18 protein-coding genes and 2 pseudogenes are annotated in these 15,558 nt (G+C 69.2%); 9 read left to right on the top strand and 11 right to left on the bottom strand.

The features are described 5' to 3' along the window. Nucleotides 1-6: 6 nt before the first annotated feature. Nucleotides 7-879, bottom strand: coding sequence for an SDR family oxidoreductase (locus tag ACIBCK_RS10640; protein WP_399388746.1), 873 nt, complete (start codon nucleotides 877-879; stop codon nucleotides 7-9). A 509-nt stretch (nucleotides 880-1,388) separates the two neighbouring features. Between ACIBCK_RS10640 and ACIBCK_RS10635 the strand changes: the two genes are divergently transcribed. Next, the gene (locus tag ACIBCK_RS10635) at nucleotides 1,389-1,616 is read left to right on the top strand and encodes a DUF5133 domain-containing protein (protein WP_399388744.1); all 228 of its coding nucleotides are present in this window, start codon (nucleotides 1,389-1,391) and stop codon (nucleotides 1,614-1,616) included. Nucleotides 1,617-1,648: 32 nt separating this feature from the next. On the opposite strand, the gene ACIBCK_RS10630 is transcribed toward ACIBCK_RS10635, so the two are convergent. The 3 genes from ACIBCK_RS10630 to ACIBCK_RS10620 all read right to left on the bottom strand — a co-directional run bounded on the left by ACIBCK_RS10630 (nucleotide 1,649) and on the right by ACIBCK_RS10620 (nucleotide 2,891). Next, nucleotides 1,649-2,062: an SsgA family sporulation/cell division regulator gene (locus tag ACIBCK_RS10630; RefSeq protein ID WP_399388742.1), complete on the bottom strand. Its 414-nt coding sequence runs from the start codon at nucleotides 2,060-2,062 to the stop codon at nucleotides 1,649-1,651. Nucleotides 2,063-2,217: 155 nt separating this feature from the next. Beyond that, a complete protein-coding gene (locus tag ACIBCK_RS10625) occupies nucleotides 2,218-2,544 on the bottom strand; it encodes a plasmid stabilization protein (RefSeq protein WP_399388923.1) in 327 nt (108 codons plus the stop codon). A 119-nt stretch (nucleotides 2,545-2,663) separates the two neighbouring features. Then, the gene (locus tag ACIBCK_RS10620) at nucleotides 2,664-2,891 is read right to left on the bottom strand and encodes a DUF5133 domain-containing protein (RefSeq protein ID WP_399388740.1); all 228 of its coding nucleotides are present in this window, start codon (nucleotides 2,889-2,891) and stop codon (nucleotides 2,664-2,666) included. 488 nt (nucleotides 2,892-3,379) lie between these two features. Here ACIBCK_RS10620 and ACIBCK_RS10615 point away from each other — a divergent pair, with 488 nt between their 5' ends. The 3 genes and pseudogenes from ACIBCK_RS10615 to ACIBCK_RS10605 all read left to right on the top strand — a co-directional run bounded on the left by ACIBCK_RS10615 (nucleotide 3,380) and on the right by ACIBCK_RS10605 (nucleotide 6,357). After that, a complete protein-coding gene (locus ACIBCK_RS10615) occupies nucleotides 3,380-4,636 on the top strand; it encodes a cytochrome P450 (protein WP_399388738.1) in 1,257 nt (418 codons plus the stop codon). A gap of 53 nt (nucleotides 4,637-4,689) precedes the next feature. Continuing rightward, nucleotides 4,690-4,902, top strand: a complete 213-nt coding sequence (locus tag ACIBCK_RS10610) for a hypothetical protein (RefSeq protein WP_399388737.1) — start codon at nucleotides 4,690-4,692, stop codon at nucleotides 4,900-4,902. A 74-nt stretch (nucleotides 4,903-4,976) separates the two neighbouring features. Continuing rightward, a pseudogene (locus ACIBCK_RS10605) lies at nucleotides 4,977-6,357 on the top strand (amidase family protein). A 7-nt stretch (nucleotides 6,358-6,364) separates the two neighbouring features. Here the strand turns inward: ACIBCK_RS10605 and ACIBCK_RS10600 are convergent. Continuing rightward, nucleotides 6,365-6,580: pseudogene (locus ACIBCK_RS10600) on the bottom strand (nitroreductase family protein); the annotation flags it as partial. Between the two features lie 58 nt (nucleotides 6,581-6,638). On the opposite strand from ACIBCK_RS10600, the gene ACIBCK_RS10595 reads away from it, so the two are divergent. After that, nucleotides 6,639-6,830 carry a hypothetical protein gene (locus ACIBCK_RS10595; protein ID WP_399388735.1) on the top strand — a complete coding sequence of 64 codons (192 nt, stop codon included), beginning with the start codon at nucleotides 6,639-6,641 and terminating at the stop codon, nucleotides 6,828-6,830. A 35-nt stretch (nucleotides 6,831-6,865) separates the two neighbouring features. Here ACIBCK_RS10595 and arsB read toward each other — a convergent pair whose 3' ends face one another. Beyond that, nucleotides 6,866-7,990, bottom strand: coding sequence for an ACR3 family arsenite efflux transporter (gene arsB / locus ACIBCK_RS10590; protein ID WP_399388733.1), 1,125 nt, complete (start codon nucleotides 7,988-7,990; stop codon nucleotides 6,866-6,868). Beyond that, nucleotides 7,990-8,295, bottom strand: a complete 306-nt coding sequence (locus tag ACIBCK_RS10585) for an ArsR/SmtB family transcription factor (RefSeq protein ID WP_399388731.1) — start codon at nucleotides 8,293-8,295, stop codon at nucleotides 7,990-7,992. Before ACIBCK_RS10585 ends, arsB begins: the two co-directional genes overlap by 1 nt. Before the next feature lie 47 nt (nucleotides 8,296-8,342). On the opposite strand from ACIBCK_RS10585, the gene ACIBCK_RS10580 reads away from it, so the two are divergent. Beyond that, the gene (locus ACIBCK_RS10580; protein ID WP_399388729.1) at nucleotides 8,343-8,762 is read left to right on the top strand and encodes an arsenate reductase ArsC; all 420 of its coding nucleotides are present in this window, start codon (nucleotides 8,343-8,345) and stop codon (nucleotides 8,760-8,762) included. A 33-nt stretch (nucleotides 8,763-8,795) separates the two neighbouring features. Here the strand turns inward: ACIBCK_RS10580 and ACIBCK_RS10575 are convergent, their stop codons facing one another. After that, entirely contained in the window at nucleotides 8,796-9,191 is a 396-nt protein-coding gene (locus tag ACIBCK_RS10575) for a RidA family protein (RefSeq protein ID WP_399388922.1), read from the bottom strand. Nucleotides 9,192-9,339: 148 nt separating this feature from the next. Between ACIBCK_RS10575 and ACIBCK_RS10570 the strand changes: the two genes are divergently transcribed. Next, on the top strand, nucleotides 9,340-10,341 hold the full coding sequence (locus ACIBCK_RS10570; RefSeq protein ID WP_399388727.1) for a helix-turn-helix transcriptional regulator: 1,002 nt from the start codon (nucleotides 9,340-9,342) through the stop codon (nucleotides 10,339-10,341). A gap of 58 nt (nucleotides 10,342-10,399) precedes the next feature. On the opposite strand, the gene ACIBCK_RS10565 is transcribed toward ACIBCK_RS10570, so the two are convergent. Next, on the bottom strand, nucleotides 10,400-11,074 hold the full coding sequence (locus ACIBCK_RS10565; RefSeq protein WP_399388725.1) for a hypothetical protein: 675 nt from the start codon (nucleotides 11,072-11,074) through the stop codon (nucleotides 10,400-10,402). A gap of 195 nt (nucleotides 11,075-11,269) precedes the next feature. After that, nucleotides 11,270-11,719, bottom strand: a complete 450-nt coding sequence (locus tag ACIBCK_RS10560) for a winged helix-turn-helix transcriptional regulator (RefSeq protein WP_399388723.1) — start codon at nucleotides 11,717-11,719, stop codon at nucleotides 11,270-11,272. Between the two features lie 84 nt (nucleotides 11,720-11,803). Here ACIBCK_RS10560 and ACIBCK_RS10555 point away from each other — a divergent pair, with 84 nt between their 5' ends. Next, on the top strand, nucleotides 11,804-13,312 hold the full coding sequence (locus ACIBCK_RS10555; RefSeq protein WP_399388721.1) for an MFS transporter: 1,509 nt from the start codon (nucleotides 11,804-11,806) through the stop codon (nucleotides 13,310-13,312). A gap of 32 nt (nucleotides 13,313-13,344) precedes the next feature. On the opposite strand, the gene ACIBCK_RS10550 is transcribed toward ACIBCK_RS10555, so the two are convergent. Further along, a complete protein-coding gene (locus tag ACIBCK_RS10550) occupies nucleotides 13,345-13,914 on the bottom strand; it encodes a helix-turn-helix domain-containing protein (RefSeq protein ID WP_399388719.1) in 570 nt (189 codons plus the stop codon). Nucleotides 13,915-14,066: 152 nt separating this feature from the next. On the opposite strand from ACIBCK_RS10550, the gene ACIBCK_RS10545 reads away from it, so the two are divergent. Then, nucleotides 14,067-15,374, top strand: coding sequence for a benzoate/H(+) symporter BenE family transporter (locus ACIBCK_RS10545; RefSeq protein ID WP_399388717.1), 1,308 nt, complete (start codon nucleotides 14,067-14,069; stop codon nucleotides 15,372-15,374). Nucleotides 15,375-15,558: the final 184 nt, after the last annotated feature.

The following is a 15,558-nucleotide window of genomic DNA, read 5'->3' as shown; positions in this document are numbered from 1 at the left end:
GCTGCCTCAGCGCGGCCCGGTGGGGGTCTCAGCCGCGCGCCCGCCGGGCCCGAGCAGGCCCGTGGACGAGAACTCCGAGCGCGTCAACTCCTGGCGTGCGTACCTGCTGACGAGGGGCGGCAGGCCGGCCCGCACCAACTGCACGGCCCGCAGCCACCCCGGCACGTACACGGTGGCCGCCCGCCGCTCGACGGCGTCCACCAGACGCCCGGCCACGTGCTCCGGGGGATAGACCTTCCGGGCCGGCGCAGGCATGTGCGCACGCAGTTCGCGCAGGACGGCATGCTGGTCGGCGTCACGGATCATGTCCGTGTCGGTCCAGCTCAGATAGGCGGCGCCCACTCTGACACCCCGGGGGGCGACCTCCGCACGCAGGGACTGGCTGAGGGACTCCACGCCCGCCTTGGACGCGCAGTAGGCGCTCATCAGCGGAGCGGCGCCGATGGAGGCGAGTGAGGCGATCTGCAGGAAGTAGCCGTGGGTGTGGAGGAGTTGGGGCAGAAAGACCCGCGCGGTGTTCGCGCTGCCCACGAGGTTGACGTTGATGACGCGCTGCCAGCTCGCGGGGTCCGAGTCGACGAGCGGTCCGCCCTCGGCGACCCCCGCGTTGGCGACGACGACCGATGCGGGGCCCTGCTGTTCGCGTACCTCTCCGGCCACGCGCGCCATCGCCTCGGCGTCCGTGACGTCCACGTGCCAGTGCCGCGACGGGGTGGGCAGCTCCTGGGCAACGCGGGCCAGTGACTTCTCCTCCAGGCCGAGCAGGGCCACTTCGGCTCCTCGATCGGCGAGTTCTCTGGCGATGGCTTCGCCCACACCGCGCGCGGCGCCGGTCACGACAGCTGTGCGACCGCGCAGTACATGCTTCCGGTCGGTCACGAGAACTCCTCCGGGCGGGACGGCAACGACGGGTGCTCCACCCGCCGGACGCACACGGTCATGGTGGCAGGCGGCGCCGGGACCCGCATACCAGGCAGCGGAGGGCCCAAACCCCGGGCTCGTGCGGCTCACGTCACACCGCCGGGTGGCGTCCGGAGCTCTCTCGTGGGCACACTGAACTTTGAGGTCAGGAAGCGGCCGCGCCCAAAAGCCCTGCTTCCACGGAGCGAGTGTTGTTCTTCCTCAACCGCCATCCACACGAAACCCGCCTCGGCGGCCATCTCGTCGACCTCGGCGATGAACTCGAGATGGGGCAGGAAATCCGGCGTCCGTCGGCCTGTCCCGGCTCGCGCACCGCGGTTGTGGACAGGTACGCGCCGGTAGCCACCTCGCCCACTCTCCACCTGCCGTGGTGCGCGCCCGGGCGTGCCGGATGGTGCCGGTCCCCCCTGCACCACCGCATGTTGAGGACGTTCACCCCTGCCCGTCGAGAGCGAAGGAGACCTGCCGTGCTGATGGCCGACCCGAGGATACTGCGCAACCTGGTGGAACAGTACGAGGCCCTGAGTGCGCTGCATATGCGCAACCGCGCCCCCGAGAACCGCCAGAGGCTCGAGGACATCGCGTACACCCTCTGCGTCTCCACCGGAACCCGTGAGGTGGAGAGGGCGCTCGCCGCCGCGCGGGCGCACGTGGCCATGGCCGAGGGCGAACCGGGCGCCCCGCAGCCGGTGTGAGGACTTAGGGCTGCGGGACGCCTCTATTTGGCTCAGGGTGCTGCGAGAAGGGCTGTGACCAGCTCGTCCAGGCCCAGTGCCGCGCTCTCCTCGGGAGCGGGCAGCAGAGCGTACGCCTCTCGGACGAACGCCTCGACCGGTGCCCGCTCCAGTTCACCCTGGACTCGTCCGCTCGGGGACGTGAGAGTCACCAGCACCCGGTGCCGCCCGCTCGGCCGGATCACGACATCGCCCTCACCTGTCCGTGCTCGCAGCCCCGAGGCCAGCAGATCCCTGGAGAACACCCAGACCGTCGGTGCCCGTCCGGCCGCGGGCGGCGGAAAAGTGAGGGTGACGGCCAGGGGGTCCTTGGTGGCGTAGGTGAGGGTCAATTCGGCTTCGAGTACCAGGTCAAGGGCGTCGACGCGCAGGTGAGACCTGATGGGGCAGGTGAGGCTGGAGTCCATGGAACACGGGGTTCCCGCACGACGCGCATACATGCCCAGCATTAGCCACCTGGGTGAAGGGAGACCGAAGACTGACGCATGGCGTCAGGATCCGGCCGGACCGGCGGAAAGACGACCGCCCGCGGCGGTGCACACCGCCGCGGGCGTCTGGTGTCTCAGCGTCCGAGGGCCTTCTTGAGCTGCTGCTTGTTCATCGACGAACGGCCGTCGATGTTCTTCTTCTTGGCCTCTTCGTAAAGCTGGTCCCGGGTGGGGCCCTGGGCCCCGCTGTGGGAACGCTCCCCGCCGCGCTGCGGCGCGGACTTCGGGTCCTTCGTCGATGTCTTGCTCGCACTCTTCGACTCACCGGAGCGGGCGCGCTCCTTGTTGACCGTGCGTGCCGCCATCTCCTTGGCCCTGCCCTTGGAGGCACCGCGTTCCTCGGCGCTCTCCTTGATGTGTTCGTACTGACGCTCGCGCTTGTTGCTGGATCCAGCCGGCATGCTGACCTCGCTGTTCTTCTTGGCTCCGGTCACGGCGTGTGCTCGCAGTGGCCGCAGGGGCCGCCTTTCGGGCATTTCCAAGTTTCACACCAGTACCCACGCGGCGCCCGGCCAGTCATTCAGGCGGACAGTCGGGCGTCATCCTGTGAGTGCACTCCGGCCAGTTGAGCGCGGGCCCACGCCAGAGCCGACTCCGGCGTCCGCTTACCGGTGGAGACGCACAAGGTGTACAGGACGTCGTCCATCCGCCGCCGGACCTCGGCCGAATCCTCTCGGGCCTGCATGTGTCGCAGCGAGGCATAGGTTTCGAGCAGGGTGTGCAGGAAGGTGGGGTGGGGCCTGAGCACGGGGTGCTCCTCTCATGGGTTTCGGTGAAGGAGTGCGGTGAAGGAGTGCGGTGCAGAAGACGTGCAAGGAGTGCGGTGAAGCGCTGTCGGCCGCCATCTTGTGCCCGCGCAATCGCTCGCTATTCATGGAGGGCTACGCCGCCGCTCGCCTCCGGGCAGGCACAGAGCCCCGTACAGCACGCGCTTCACGCGCCTGATCGTTCGCATGAATTGTCTCCCTCCTCCGGTCCCTCGGACCTCGCTGGTCGAGCTCTGCTCCCGTGCCCCGGCGCGCGCTCCCCTACCGGGACGAAAGTCCCGCCTCGGACGGCTCATGACTGCTCGTGCCTGCTCATGACACCGACGAATGATCGCGACCCGGCGGGGCACCCGACACCGTGATCACGAAGGGTTCGGCGCCGCTCCAGTGGTGTCCGCGTCGGGCCCGGCAGAGGCTGGACAGAGAGCGGCCCCCACGGGCGAGCGGAAAGACATCCAGGAGGAAACCGATGCTGGACAGCACCCTGCCTCTCCTCTCGCAGGGGTATGCGTGGCTTCCCGACCTGAGCCGCCGCAAGGGCCCCGGGCCCGTCCGCACACGCCTGTTGGGCAAACCCGCCATCGCCCTGCGGGGGCCGGCCGCCGTGGCCTTCTTCTACGACGAGCACCACGTACGGCGGTGTTCCGCCCTGCCCGAACCGGTGCTGAGCACGCTGTTCGGCGAAGGTGCGGTGCACACCCTTGACGGAACGGAGCACCGCGGACGTAAGGCTCTCTTCGTCTCGCTCCTCAAGGACCCGTCCGACATCGCCCGTCTGGCCCAGCAGGTGGCCGCGGAGTGGGAGCGGTCGAGCAAGGAGTGGACCGCTCATCCGCGGGTGACGCTGTTCAACGAGGTGAGCCTCCTGATCACACGTGCCGTGTGCCGGTGGGCAGGAGTGCCGCTCACTGAGGGCCCGGACGGCGAGGCACGGCGCACCGCGCGGGACCTGGTGGCCATGGTCGATGGATTCGCGACCGCCGGGCCCCGGCACTGGCGGGCCCGGCGCGCCCGGCGGCGCCAGGAGAAGCGGCTGGCGGATCTGGTCGAGGAGATGCGGGCGGCCGGTGGCACTTCGACGGATGGTGGCACTTCGGCGGACGCCGCGGGGCCGGACTCGGTGGTGCGGGCCGTGGCCGCGCATCGCGACGCCGGCGGCGAGCTGCTCGATCCGCGGACTGCCGCCGTGGAGATCCTCAACGTCATCCGCCCCACCGTCGCCGTCACTTGGTACACCGTGTTCGGCGCCCATGCGCTGCACCGGAACCCGGCGCTACGGCAGCGGCTGGCCCAGGACCGGGACGGCTATGGCCGGGCGTTCGCCCACGAACTCCGGCGCTTCTACCCGTTCGCGCCGTTCGTCGCGGGCCTTGCTCCGGGCGACGTGGAGTGGCACGGCGAAACGATCCCGGAAGGCTCTCTCGTCCTCCTCGACCTCTACGGCCAGAATCACGATCCGGAGCTGTGGCCCAACCCCTACATGTTCGACCCGGAGCGTTTCGTGGGCCGCGAACCCGGTCGCAACGAGTTGGTTCCGCAGGGCGGCGGAGACGCGTCCCAGGGCCACCGTTGCCCCGGCGAGGACATCACCTTGGCGGTGTTGAGCACCCTGCTTCCACGGCTCGCTCAGCTGGAGTACGACGTCCCGGAGCAGGACCTGCGCATCCCGTTGAACCGGATGCCGACGAGACCCCGCAGTGGCTTCGTCATCGCCGCGGGGCATTGACGACGCGTGACGAGCTGCGACGCAAACCAGAACCAGATGGATGGAGACCCGGCATGAGCAACCACGAGCACCGCGACGCACACCAGAATGAACACCAGAAGGGGCAGAAGCCGAAGCACGCGGAAACCGCCGCCGAGGAGATCTTCGACGAAGCGGAAGACGCGGAGACCCGTGTCCTCGGCGACGAACGAAACAAGGAGAGGGACAGCGAAGGCGCGGACGCACTCACGCCCAGCCCTTCCGCACAGGCGGACGTCCAGCAGTAGCAGTAGCGGCCTCACGCTCTACGAAAACCCCGCACCCTTGCGCCGGATGGTCCCCGTGTAGTCCGCTGATCCGCATGGGGAACAGAAGCGTTGCCGCAATGACAGCCGCCCTGGTCGCGGGGTCCCTTCTGACGGGCGTACCGAACGCTGGTGCGCAAGCAGCTGAGCACGGCACGGGTAGCTCGTCTCCGCCGAACGGGTCGGCTCTCGCACCCGGGATGGATCTGGACACCGTGACCATTCCGGAGTTATAGGCGCGTATGGCGGGCGGTTCGCTGACCTCGTCGGCCCTGACCCGAACACCCGTGACATGCCGACGACGGCGGGTTCGCTCGCGCTCGCCGGGAGTCCGCCCGGCACCGATGCCGCGCTGGTGACCCGGCTACGCAAGGCGGGGGCGGTGATCCTCGGCAAGACCAATCTCTCCGAGTGGGCCAACTTCCGTGGCGCGAAGCCGACTTCGGGGTGGTCGGCGGTGGGCGGCCAGACCAACAACCCGTACGTCCTCGATCGGAATCCATGCGGATCGTCGTCCGGCTCGGCCGCCGCGCTCGCCGCGTCGTTGTCGCAGGTCGCGATCGGTACCGAGACCGATGGCCGGGCGTGGTGCCGATCTCCGCCGAGCAGGACACGGCGGGGCCGATGGCACGCAACGTGATCGACACCGCGCTCACGCTTTCTGTTCTGAGCGAGGGCCAGGGCCAGGGCGGGGGCGGCTCGCTCACAACCAAGGACGCGGCGGCGACAGCCCACGGCGCCGACCTCCGCGGCAAGCGGATCGGGCTGTGGCGTCTGCCCTCGCTCGGGTCCGACGTGGACGCGGTGATGACCCGTACGGCGAAGAAGCTGCGCAAGGCGGGTGCCGTGGTCGTCGAGGTGACTCCCCCGTACCAGGCTCGGCTCACCGAGCTCGAATTCCCGGCGCTGCTCAGCGAGTTCCACCGGGACATCGACGCCTACCTCGGCACGCGCGAAGGCCCCCGGAACCTCGCCGAGCTGATCGAGTTCAACCGCGACCACCCCGAGGAACAGACCTGTTTCGCCGGCCAGGAGCTGTTCGAGCAGGCACTCGCCGCGCCACCCACCACCGACCCCGAATACCGGGCGATGCGCGCCGAGTTGAAGGACCTCTCCCGGCGTTCCATCGACGAGACCATGGCAGCTCACCGTCTGGACGCCATCGCCGCGCCCACTAACCCGCCCGCCTGGACGACCGACTGCGCGCGCGGCGACAACGACGTCATCCCGTCCTCCACACCGGCGGCCGTCGCCGGATATCCGTCCCTCTCGGTGCCCGCCGGGTCCGTGAACGAACTTCCCGTCGGCGTGCTCCTGATGGCCGGTAACCATCAAGACGGCAAGCTTCTGACGCTGGGGGCCGCGGTGGAGCACCGGCTGAAGGCCTGGCGAGCACCGCGCTACCTGCCGACGGTCGGGTCCGGCACGCCACGGTGAGCAGGACCTAGCGGTGGAGGGCGGCGGTCGACTCGACCGGAGCCCGCTTGCCTCTCAAGCTCAACAGCCCCAGCGGGCAGCTGTCGACGCCGTACGCGGTCATCGCCAGGAGCAGCGTCTGCATATAGGCGCCGACATCCGCGGCCAGCCGCGCCTCTCCGTCACCGTGGACGAAGAGGAACGCCGCGTGTGGCGCGCCGTAGAAGCGCAGGCTCTCCAAGTCGCGGTTCCCCGACCCGGAGAGCACAGGGCACTCCTACGCCCGGGAGCAGAAACTGCGCATGGTGGAACTGATCGCCGCCTTGGTGACGGAGCTGGGTTGCCGCGAACCCCGCTCACTCGCCGAGCAGTTGGCCACCCTCGCGGACGGGGCGGCCAGCCGCGCCATGGTGCTGGACGAAGCCGACTACGGCCGGCACGCCTGGGCGGCAGCGGAAATCCTCCTCGATCATTCCCGGCCGGGAACGAGCTGACGAGAAGCTGACGAGAAGGAGCCGGCCCCAGAGGTTCACCTGCTGTCGGCGGAGACACCCACGGAAACACCGGGCGGGAATTTCTTGCGCCAGGCAAGCGAGACGTACACCAGGGCCACGAGTACCGGGACCTCGATGAGCGGGCCGACCACCCCGGAGAGGGCCTGCCCGCTGGTGACGCCGAACGTGGCGATCGCCACGGCGATGGCCAGCTCGAAGTTGTTGCCCGCCGCGGTGAAAGCCAGGGTGGCGGTGCGGTCGTAGGCGAGCCCGATCGCCTTGCCCAACGCGAACGTACCGAACCACATGACCGCGAAGTACACGAGCAGCGGCAGCGCGATCCGTACGACGTCGAGCGGCCGGGAGGTGATCGTCCCGCCCTGAAGGGCGAAGAGGACGACGATCGTGAAGAGCAGGCCGTAGAGAGCCCAAGGACCGACCCGGGGAAGGAAGTTGGACTCGTACTTCTCTCGGCCCAGCTTCCTCTCGCCGATGCGGCGGGTGAGGAATCCGGCGAGGAGGGGGACGCCCAGGAAGATGACGACGTTCAGTGCGATCTTCCACATGGAGATGTCGAGGTGCTCGCCCTTGCCGAGGCCGAGCCAACCCGGCAGCAGGTCCAGGTAGAGCCAGCCGAGCAGGCCGAAGGCGATGACCTGGAAGACGGAGTTGAGCGCCACCAGGACTGCGGCGGCTTCGCGGTCGCCGCACGCGAGGTCGTTCCAGATGATGACCATCGCGATGCAGCGGGCCAGGCCGACGATGATGAGGCCGGTGCGGTACTCGGGCAGGTCGGGAAGGAAGATCCAGGCCAGTGCGAACATGACGGCGGGGCCGACGAGCCAGTTGATGACCAGCGATGACGCCAGCAACTTCCTGTCGCCGGTGACCGCATCGAGCTTGTCGTAGCGCACCTTCGCGAGCACCGGGTACATCATGACGAGCAGACCGAGCGCGATCGGCAGCGAAATCCCGCCGACCTCCACCTTCGCCAGCGTGTCGTTCATGCCCGGGACCAGTCTGCCAAGGCCCAGGCCGATGGCCATGGCCAGGAGGATCCACACGGCCAGGTAGCGGTCGAGCGTGGAGAGCTTGGCGACGACGCCCTCGCCGGACGCCACTCCCCGGGCCGTCTGCGGAGTGGTGTCGGTACGGCTCATCAGCAGGCCCGCTTGTTGTCCGCGGCAGCGCGAGCGGAGGCGGCGAGCTCGGCGAAGTGCGCGGAGACCGAAGCCAGCATCTCGGGGCGCAGCTTGTAGTAGGTGAAGCGCCCGCACGGCTCGGTCTCCACCAGGCCCGCCTCGCGCAGCACCTTCATGTGGTTGGAGAGGTTGGTCTGCTTGGCGCCGGTCTCCTCCACCAGGTGCGTGGTGCAGAGCGTCTCCTGGGCGAGCAGGGTCACGATTTTCAGACGCAGCGGGTCACCCAGCACCCGCATCACATCAGCGTCGACTGAAGTCAGCATGGACTGATACTGTCACATCGCTCGACGCTCGCGACGGAAGGCCTCCCATGACCACCCCTCCCCTCGCCTCCGTGCTCTTTGTCTGCGTCCACAACGCCGGGCGCTCGCAGATGGCCGCCGGCTTCCTCACCCACCTCGCGGGCGACCGGATCGAGGTCCGCTCCGCCGGTTCGGCCCCCGGCGAGCAGGTCAATCCGGCCGCCGTCGAGGCGATGAAGGAGGTCGGCGTCGACATCGCCGCCCAGAAGCCGAAGGTCCTGACCACCGAGGCCGTTCAGGCGTCCGACTACGTCATCACCATGGGCTGCGGCGACGCCTGCCCCGTCTTCCCCGGCAAGCAGTACCTCGACTGGGCGCTGGAAGACCCCGCGGGCAAGGGTGTGGAGTCAGTGCGCCCGATCCGGGATGCGATCAGGACCCGCGTCGAGGCCTTGATCGCGGAGATCGACGCCGTCCCGGGCAGGTGAGAGAACCGGCGGCGCGGCCTGACCGCGGTCACGTCACGCGACGGCGGTTCCTTCGAGCTCGACCATCTGCCCGGGGATCGCCAGCCGCGTCACCCCGAGCATCGCGGTGGTCGGAGCCACCCCCGCGGTGCCCAACTGCCCGGCAAGTACGCCGTAGTGACGGAAGAGCAGATCGACGTCGGTCGTGTAGACGTTGAGCCGGACGAGGTTCGCGAGAGACATGCCGGCCTCGCCGAGCACGGACTTCAGGTTGTCGACGCTCCGTGCCAACTGCGCCGCCATGTCGCCGTCATGCTCGGGCTTGCCCTCCTCGCTCATCGCGGTCTGTCCCGAGATGTACAACGTCCGGGTGTGCCCGGAGACGACCTCACCCTGGTTGAAGCCCATGTCCACCGACCACGTCACCGGGTTGATCGCCGTTCTTTCCACTGTCACGTCAGCTCCATTCAGTTCAAGGGGAGTACGCACCGGCCACCGGATTTCGGCTCGGCAGCCGCCGCGCCTCATGTCGTGTCCGTTGATGAGCCTCGCAACAATTCACGACACCCTTGGTCATGTATTTCGATAAAGTTCCCGGATGCGCGCCGACCGGTTGGTCTCGCTGGTGCTGCTGCTGCGTCAGCGCGGTCGACTGACCGCGGACACGCTCGCCCGTGAGCTGGAGGTATCCACCCGCACTGTGCTGCGCGACATCGAAGCACTGTCCGCGGCCGGCGTCCCGGTCTACGCCGAACGCGGACGGCACGGCGGTTTCGCGTTGTCGCCCGGTTTCCGTACCGAACTCACCGGCCTCAACCACGAGGAAGCCCTTGCTCTGCTAACCGCAGGATCGGGGCGCGGCGAGCAGGCGTTCGGCCTCGGCTCGGCGCTGGTCTCGGCCATGCGGAAGGTGGTCGACGCGCTGCCCGAAAGCCACCGGGCCACCGCGAGCGACGCGGCCCAGCGGTTCCTCGTCGAGCCGGAGACCGACCTGCTCTCACGCCGCCTGGTCGCTGAGGACGTACCAGGCGCCACCATGATCGAGGTGCGGCGCGCGGTGCTCGCCGGACACAAGCTGCGCATCCACTACGCGGCCACGGGCCAGGCGCCCCAGTGGCGCACGGTGGATCCGATCGGCCTGGTGACCGCACGCGACCGGAGCTACCTGCTGGCGACGAGATCCGGCGCCGATCGCACCTACCGGCTGTCGCGGGTACTGGCCGCCGAGGAGCTCCCCGAAACGGCACAGCGCCCCGACCGGGTCGACCTGGACCGGATCTGGCGTGAACGCTCGGCCCAGTTCCTGTCCGGCGGCGACCACATCACCGTGCTGCTAAGGGTGAGTTCGGCGCGGCGGGAGGAGTTGCTGGACACCGCGCTGGCCGTCCGCGCGGAAGACCCCGACGCGGACGGCTGGTTGCGGTTGGAGGTGACCTTCCAAGACGCACGGCATGCCGAATGGGCGCTGTGGGAACTCGGCATCGACGCGGAGGCCCTGGCCCCGCAGTCGCTGCGCACTTCGCTGCGCGACCGCGCGTCCGCACTGGCCGACCGCTACGGAAACCCGGCCTGGCCGGTGCTGCCCGCCCGAGGACCGTAGGACGAGTTGGGCGTAACTGCGTGCCGGCTTCATTCGGGCAGGCGCGCCGTGCGGTCAGTCAGTCGGCGGGTGAGTCGAGCAGGTCGGTGACGAACTTGCGCAGGCGGCCGGCGCGTACGGGCAACACGCCATGAATGACCTGGGCGCCATAGGCGACGGCTACGCCGGGCCCGGCGTCGGTGATCCAGCGGCTGCGTGCCGCGCCTCGAAGCCATTCCGGTTCGCTGTCGTGCTGGTGGGTGTCCGGGCCCGGTGAGTGCGGCAGCTTGTGGGTGAGTGCCGTGCCCGGCTGGAACCCGTCCGCCTCACCGGCCACGGCTCCGGTCCAGACGCCGTCGTGGGAGGTGGTCTCGACGTAGAACTCTCCCCCGGCGTCCGCTTCTTCGAGCACGACACCGATGCGGCCGATCCGGTGCGGGAGGGTGCCGAGGGCGGGGATGCCGTCCAGGTGCGTAGGGACCCGGCCGCCGGAGGTCAGTTCGGTGTATCCCCAGTCGGCACAGGCCTTGATGGACGGCATGGCGCGTTGGATGGCGGGCAGGGCGCGGTTGGTGGCGTGCCGCAGGAGTTCCTGGGCAGATGCGGGGGCGCGGACGACTTCGGCCTGGAAACGGGGCGTCCAGCCGGTGGTGTGTTGCTCGTCGTCCATGATCTTGCGGAGCTGAGACAACTCCTCGGGCGTCAGGAAGTCCTCTACGGTCTGCAGGACGAGCGTTTCGCTGATGTGGATCACGGGCTCTCCTTCGCAGGGGAAGCTACGAGCTTCTCCCCCCCACCCTCCCGACGCACACCGGCCGGGTCCAGCGATTGCGTCGGGGCGCAGCCAGGCGCACCGGAGCACGCCGTGCCGCATTGCGCGCCGGTCCGTTCCGGCTAAGGCGCGAGGCGGGTCATGCGGCAGGCAGTCGCTCACACGACCTCTCACAACTCACACGACGGGGTCGACCGCGCCCCGGTCGTACTCCACCCGTGCGTCGGCGATGGCGGATCGGTGGCGCTCGGCCCACTGGGCGAGGCCCACCAGTGACTCGTACAGCTCCAGGGCCATCGGTGTCGCCGTGTATTCCACCTTGGGCGGCACCACCGGGTAGACCGTCCTGATCAGCAGGCCGTCACGCTCCAGATTGCGCAGCGTGAGCGTCAGCATGCGGCGGCTGATGCCCTTGACCGCGCGCTCCAGCTCGGTGAACCGGCGAGGCCCGTGCGCGCACTCCAGCAGGATGCCGATCGCCCACTTACCGCTGACCCGCTCAAGGACCCGGAGCACCGTGCACGCAGTCCGCTCGTGATCGGCGGAGGCGGAGTCCTTGTTTTCCACGGCGCGGTCGACGGCCTTCGCCCGCACCTTCGCGGTCACAGCGCTGTTCCTCTGGGACATAAAAGTGCCTCCTTCCACGGCACTTGAGAGTCACACATGATGAGCCCAGTAACAAGTCGTTCCCTTTGAGAGAGAAGGTCACTCATGGCTGCCGACACGGCCGCCCCGACCGAGCGGAAACGCCGGCTGGCGCTGTACACGCTCTGCGCGGGGACTCTGATCATCATTCTGGACGGCAGCGTCGTCACCGTGGCGTTACCCACGATCGGCAGGGAACTGGACTTCACCCGGTCGAACCTCGCCTGGCTCGTCAATGCCTACATGATCGCGTTCGGTGGGCTCCTGCTGCTCTCGGGCCGGCTCGGCGATCTGCTCGGCCGCAAGCGGATGTTCCTGGCCGGCATCACCTTGTTCACGGCGGCGTCACTGCTCTGCGGGCTTGCGGGCAGTCAGGAACTGCTGATCTGCGGCCGGTTCGTCCAGGGCGTCGGAGGTGCCATGGCGAGCGCCGTGACCCTGGGCATGATCGTGACGATGTTCCAAGAACCCCGCGAACAGGCCACATCCATCGGCATTTTCAGCTTCGTCGCCGCCGCAGGGGGTTCCGTCGGCGTCATCGCCGGCGGTGTCCTCACCGAGGCGGTCGGCTGGAACTCCATCTTCTTCATCAACGTGCCGATCGGAGTCGTCATTCTCGTCGCCGCCGTCCGTCTCATCGAGCCCGACCAGGGCCTCGGGTTCGGCACCGGTGCCGACCTGGTGGGTGCGTTCCTGGTGACCTCGGGCCTGATGCTGGTCGTGTACGCAATCAACAAGATCGAGAGCGACGGTCTCGGGTCCGCCGGAACCCTCGGATACGGCGCCCTCGCGCTCGTACTGCTCACCGGATTCGTGCTGCGCCAGGCCAAGGCGGGCACTCCGCTGCTGCCGTTACGGATGTTCCGCTCCCGCTATCTGTCGGGTTCCAACGGAGTCATGTTCCTGTTCGTGGCCGGCCTGTTCGGTTTCCAGTTCCTGCTCGCCCTGTATCTGCAGTCGGTGGCGGGCTACAGCTCGGTCAAGACCGGCATGGCCTACCTGCCGGGCCCCGTCGTCATCGCCGTGATCTCGCTCGGTTGCTCCGCGAAGCTGATCAGCCGCTTCGGTCCGCGAGCCGTGCTGCTCTCCGGCATGGTCTTCACCGCTGTCGCGCTGGCCCTCCTGGGCCGCGTGCCCGTGGATGCTTCCTACGCCGTGGACATCCTGCCGTCGGTGCTCCTGCTGGGTGCCGGCGCAGGCCTCGCGCTCCCGGCCCTCATCGGGCTCGCCATGTCCGGTGCAACCCCGGCCGACTCGGGTCTCGCCTCGGGACTCGTCAACACCACGCAGCAGATCGGCGGGGCCCTCGGTGTGGCGATCCTCGCCGCGCTGGCCGCGTATCGCGCCGACACATTGCTCGGCGAGGGCAAGACCCCCGCCGAAGCCACCACGGGCGGCTACCACGTGTCCTTCGCCGTGGCCGCCGGACTGGAGGTGCTCGGTATCCTCCTTGCCGCCGTGGTCCTGCGCTCCCCGAAGGCCTCGGACGCCGGGGTTTCCGCCGTCGCGGCACCGGCCGGCGCGCCCGTGATGAACGCAGAAGAGCTCACCGTTCCCTCGCCGAACGAGAACTGAACGGCTGGCTCGATACGAACGGCCACCTGCCCTCAAGCCCCTTGCTGGGCAGGGTCCTTGAGGGACGGGCCCTTCGGGTATCGGACGAAGAGGATGCCCTGGACCTCGCCCTGCGGTGCGCTATAGAAGTGCGGAACGTCGGCAGGCCAGTGGGCATGGCCGCCGGGCCCTGCCATCTGTGGTGCGTCCGGCAGGCCGACGACCGCGGTACCGGCGAGCACCATCAGGCTTTCCGAGGTGTGCGGGACGTGCGCGGCCGACTCCTGGGTCGTGCCATCGGCGATGGTGACGCGGAAGACGTCCGTGGCCGCGCCCTCGTCCTCGTACCGCTCCAGGAGTACCGCGGTGACGGCGCTGCCGGAGACTCCGCCCGTGCCCGCCGCGACGCCGGGTGCCGGGTCGTCGAGGACGGCGCTGAGCGGGCGGCCGAGGGCGGTGGTCAGGGCGTAGAGCGTTTCCAGGGTGGGGTTGCGCCGACCCGTCTCGAGTTCCGAGAGCGTGCCCTTGCCGACGCCCGAGCGGCGTGCGAGCTCCGAAAGGGACAGGCCGTCGTCCTGGCGCAGTCGTTTCAGCCTGCGCCCCACCTCGTCGTTCAGACCCATCCGCCGGTTCCGTCCGTTCCTGCGCCCACCGGCGCTTTGACTTGCCGCCACCCGCGTCCTTAGTGTTCCACAAACAGAACGATCTGTTTACGGAACGCTCGCGCCCGTCCCCCACCCCTCTGCACCTCACCCCCTCCGGAAGTGATGCCCCCATGTCCCCGCTCGCCCGCATCCGCGCCGTCGCACCGCCCTCGGCCCTGGCGGCTGGGCTCATCGCGGTCACCGTCGGAGTGACCAGCGCCGCTGCCCTCGTGTTCACCGCTGCGCGGGCAGCAGGTGCGGACGCCCGGGAGGTCTCCTCCTGGATGCTGGCACTCGGCGTCGGGATCGCCGTGACCAGCGTGGGTCTGTCGCTGCGGCACAAGGCCCCGATCCTCACCTCCTGGTCGACGCCCGGCGCCGCGCTCCTCGCCACGAGCCTGAGCGGGGTGTCCATGGGGAAGGCCGTGGGCGCGTTCGTGTTCTGCGGGGTACTGATCATGGTGAGCGGTCTGACGGGATGGTTCGCGCGGATCATGGACCGGATCCCGGTGCCCCTGGCCTCGGCGCTGCTCGGCGGAGTGCTGCTGGAGTTCGGGACGGGGCTCTTCTCCCAGATGGGCGGCAGTTTCGCGATCGCGTTTCCGGTGTTCGTGCTGTATCTCCTCGCGCGTCGGCTCCTGCCCCGTTACGCGGTGCTCATCGCGCTCGGCGGCGGTGTCGTCGCCTCCGTCCTCATCGGCGGCTGGCACCTGGAACGCATCCAACTGTCGCTCGCTCAGCCCGTGTTCACCGCTCCCGAGTTCGACTGGAAAGTACTGATCAGCGTCGGTGTGCCGCTGTTCGTCGTCACCATGGCCTCGCAGAATCTGCCGGGAGTCGCCGTGCTGCGCGGCTCCGGTTACGAGGCACCGATCTCGCCCGTCCTGACGTGGACGGGCGCCGTACAGACGGTGCTCGCGCCGTTCGGAGCGTTCGGCATCAACCTTGCGGCGATGACCGCCGCGATATGCACCGGCGACGGGGCCCACCCCGACCGGCGGCGGCGCTACCTCGCGGCCGCATGGGCAGGGGTCTTCTACCTCTGCGTCGGCCTGCTCGGCGCGACCGTCGCCTCGCTGCTCACCGCGATGCCGCACGCTCTCGTCCTGGCCGTCGCCGGGGTCGGCCTGCTCGCCACCATCGAGGCCTCCCTGGCCACCGCCCTGTCGGACCCCGCGTCCAGGGAGGCGGCCGTCGTCACCTTCCTCGCCACGGCCTCCGGCGTGACGCTGCTCGGCATCGGGTCCGCGTTCTGGGGGCTGCTCGCGGGAGTACTCACCAGCGTCATCGCGTCGGCGGGGCGTCGGCGCCGAGCCACTACATCCGCGCCCGAACCCGACCCCTCGCCCGACCCCTCGCCCGAGTCCGCGCTCGAGCCCGAGCAGACCCCACAGGCGGTCACGGCAACCTCGCGCACGCCCGAGCGAACCTCAGCGTGAACACCGACCACACCGAGGCCGCCTAGCGTCCGTCGGCCACCGCCTCGATGTGCAACCGGCCCTGTCGAAGCCCTGCCTGGCCGGTCGCTCCGAGCCCAACCGTGGGGCCAGGCCGCGCGGGACGCCAACCATGCTGCGCCGGGCGGGAGTTCGGTAGCCGCGTCGACGTGCCACTGGATCGCGG

The organism is Streptomyces sp. NPDC051218 (genome assembly GCF_044455475.1).
Classification (GTDB): domain Bacteria; phylum Actinomycetota; class Actinomycetes; order Streptomycetales; family Streptomycetaceae; genus Streptomyces.
This window is presented reverse-complemented; position numbering and strand designations above follow the sequence as displayed.

Excerpts from the sequence above, each read along its gene's own strand:
- ACIBCK_RS10630 (WP_399388742.1), bottom strand. The coding sequence starts at position 2,062 with ATGGACTCCAGCCTCACCTGCCCCATCAGGTCTCACCTGCGCGTCGAC.
- ACIBCK_RS10625 (WP_399388923.1), bottom strand. The coding sequence starts at position 2,544 with ATGCCGGCTGGATCCAGCAACAAGCGCGAGCGTCAGTACGAACACATC.
- ACIBCK_RS10615 (WP_399388738.1), top strand. The coding sequence starts at position 3,380 with ATGCTGGACAGCACCCTGCCTCTCCTCTCGCAGGGGTATGCGTGGCTT.
- ACIBCK_RS10610 (WP_399388737.1), top strand. The coding sequence starts at position 4,690 with ATGAGCAACCACGAGCACCGCGACGCACACCAGAATGAACACCAGAAG.
- ACIBCK_RS10595 (WP_399388735.1), top strand. The coding sequence starts at position 6,639 with ATGGTGGAACTGATCGCCGCCTTGGTGACGGAGCTGGGTTGCCGCGAA.
- arsB (WP_399388733.1), bottom strand. The coding sequence starts at position 7,990 with ATGAGCCGTACCGACACCACTCCGCAGACGGCCCGGGGAGTGGCGTCC.
- ACIBCK_RS10585 (WP_399388731.1), bottom strand. The coding sequence starts at position 8,295 with ATGCTGACTTCAGTCGACGCTGATGTGATGCGGGTGCTGGGTGACCCG.
- ACIBCK_RS10580 (WP_399388729.1), top strand. The coding sequence starts at position 8,343 with ATGACCACCCCTCCCCTCGCCTCCGTGCTCTTTGTCTGCGTCCACAAC.
- ACIBCK_RS10570 (WP_399388727.1), top strand. The coding sequence starts at position 9,340 with ATGCGCGCCGACCGGTTGGTCTCGCTGGTGCTGCTGCTGCGTCAGCGC.
- ACIBCK_RS10560 (WP_399388723.1), bottom strand. The coding sequence starts at position 11,719 with ATGTCCCAGAGGAACAGCGCTGTGACCGCGAAGGTGCGGGCGAAGGCC.
- ACIBCK_RS10555 (WP_399388721.1), top strand. The coding sequence starts at position 11,804 with ATGGCTGCCGACACGGCCGCCCCGACCGAGCGGAAACGCCGGCTGGCG.
- ACIBCK_RS10550 (WP_399388719.1), bottom strand. The coding sequence starts at position 13,914 with ATGGGTCTGAACGACGAGGTGGGGCGCAGGCTGAAACGACTGCGCCAG.
- ACIBCK_RS10545 (WP_399388717.1), top strand. The coding sequence starts at position 14,067 with ATGTCCCCGCTCGCCCGCATCCGCGCCGTCGCACCGCCCTCGGCCCTG.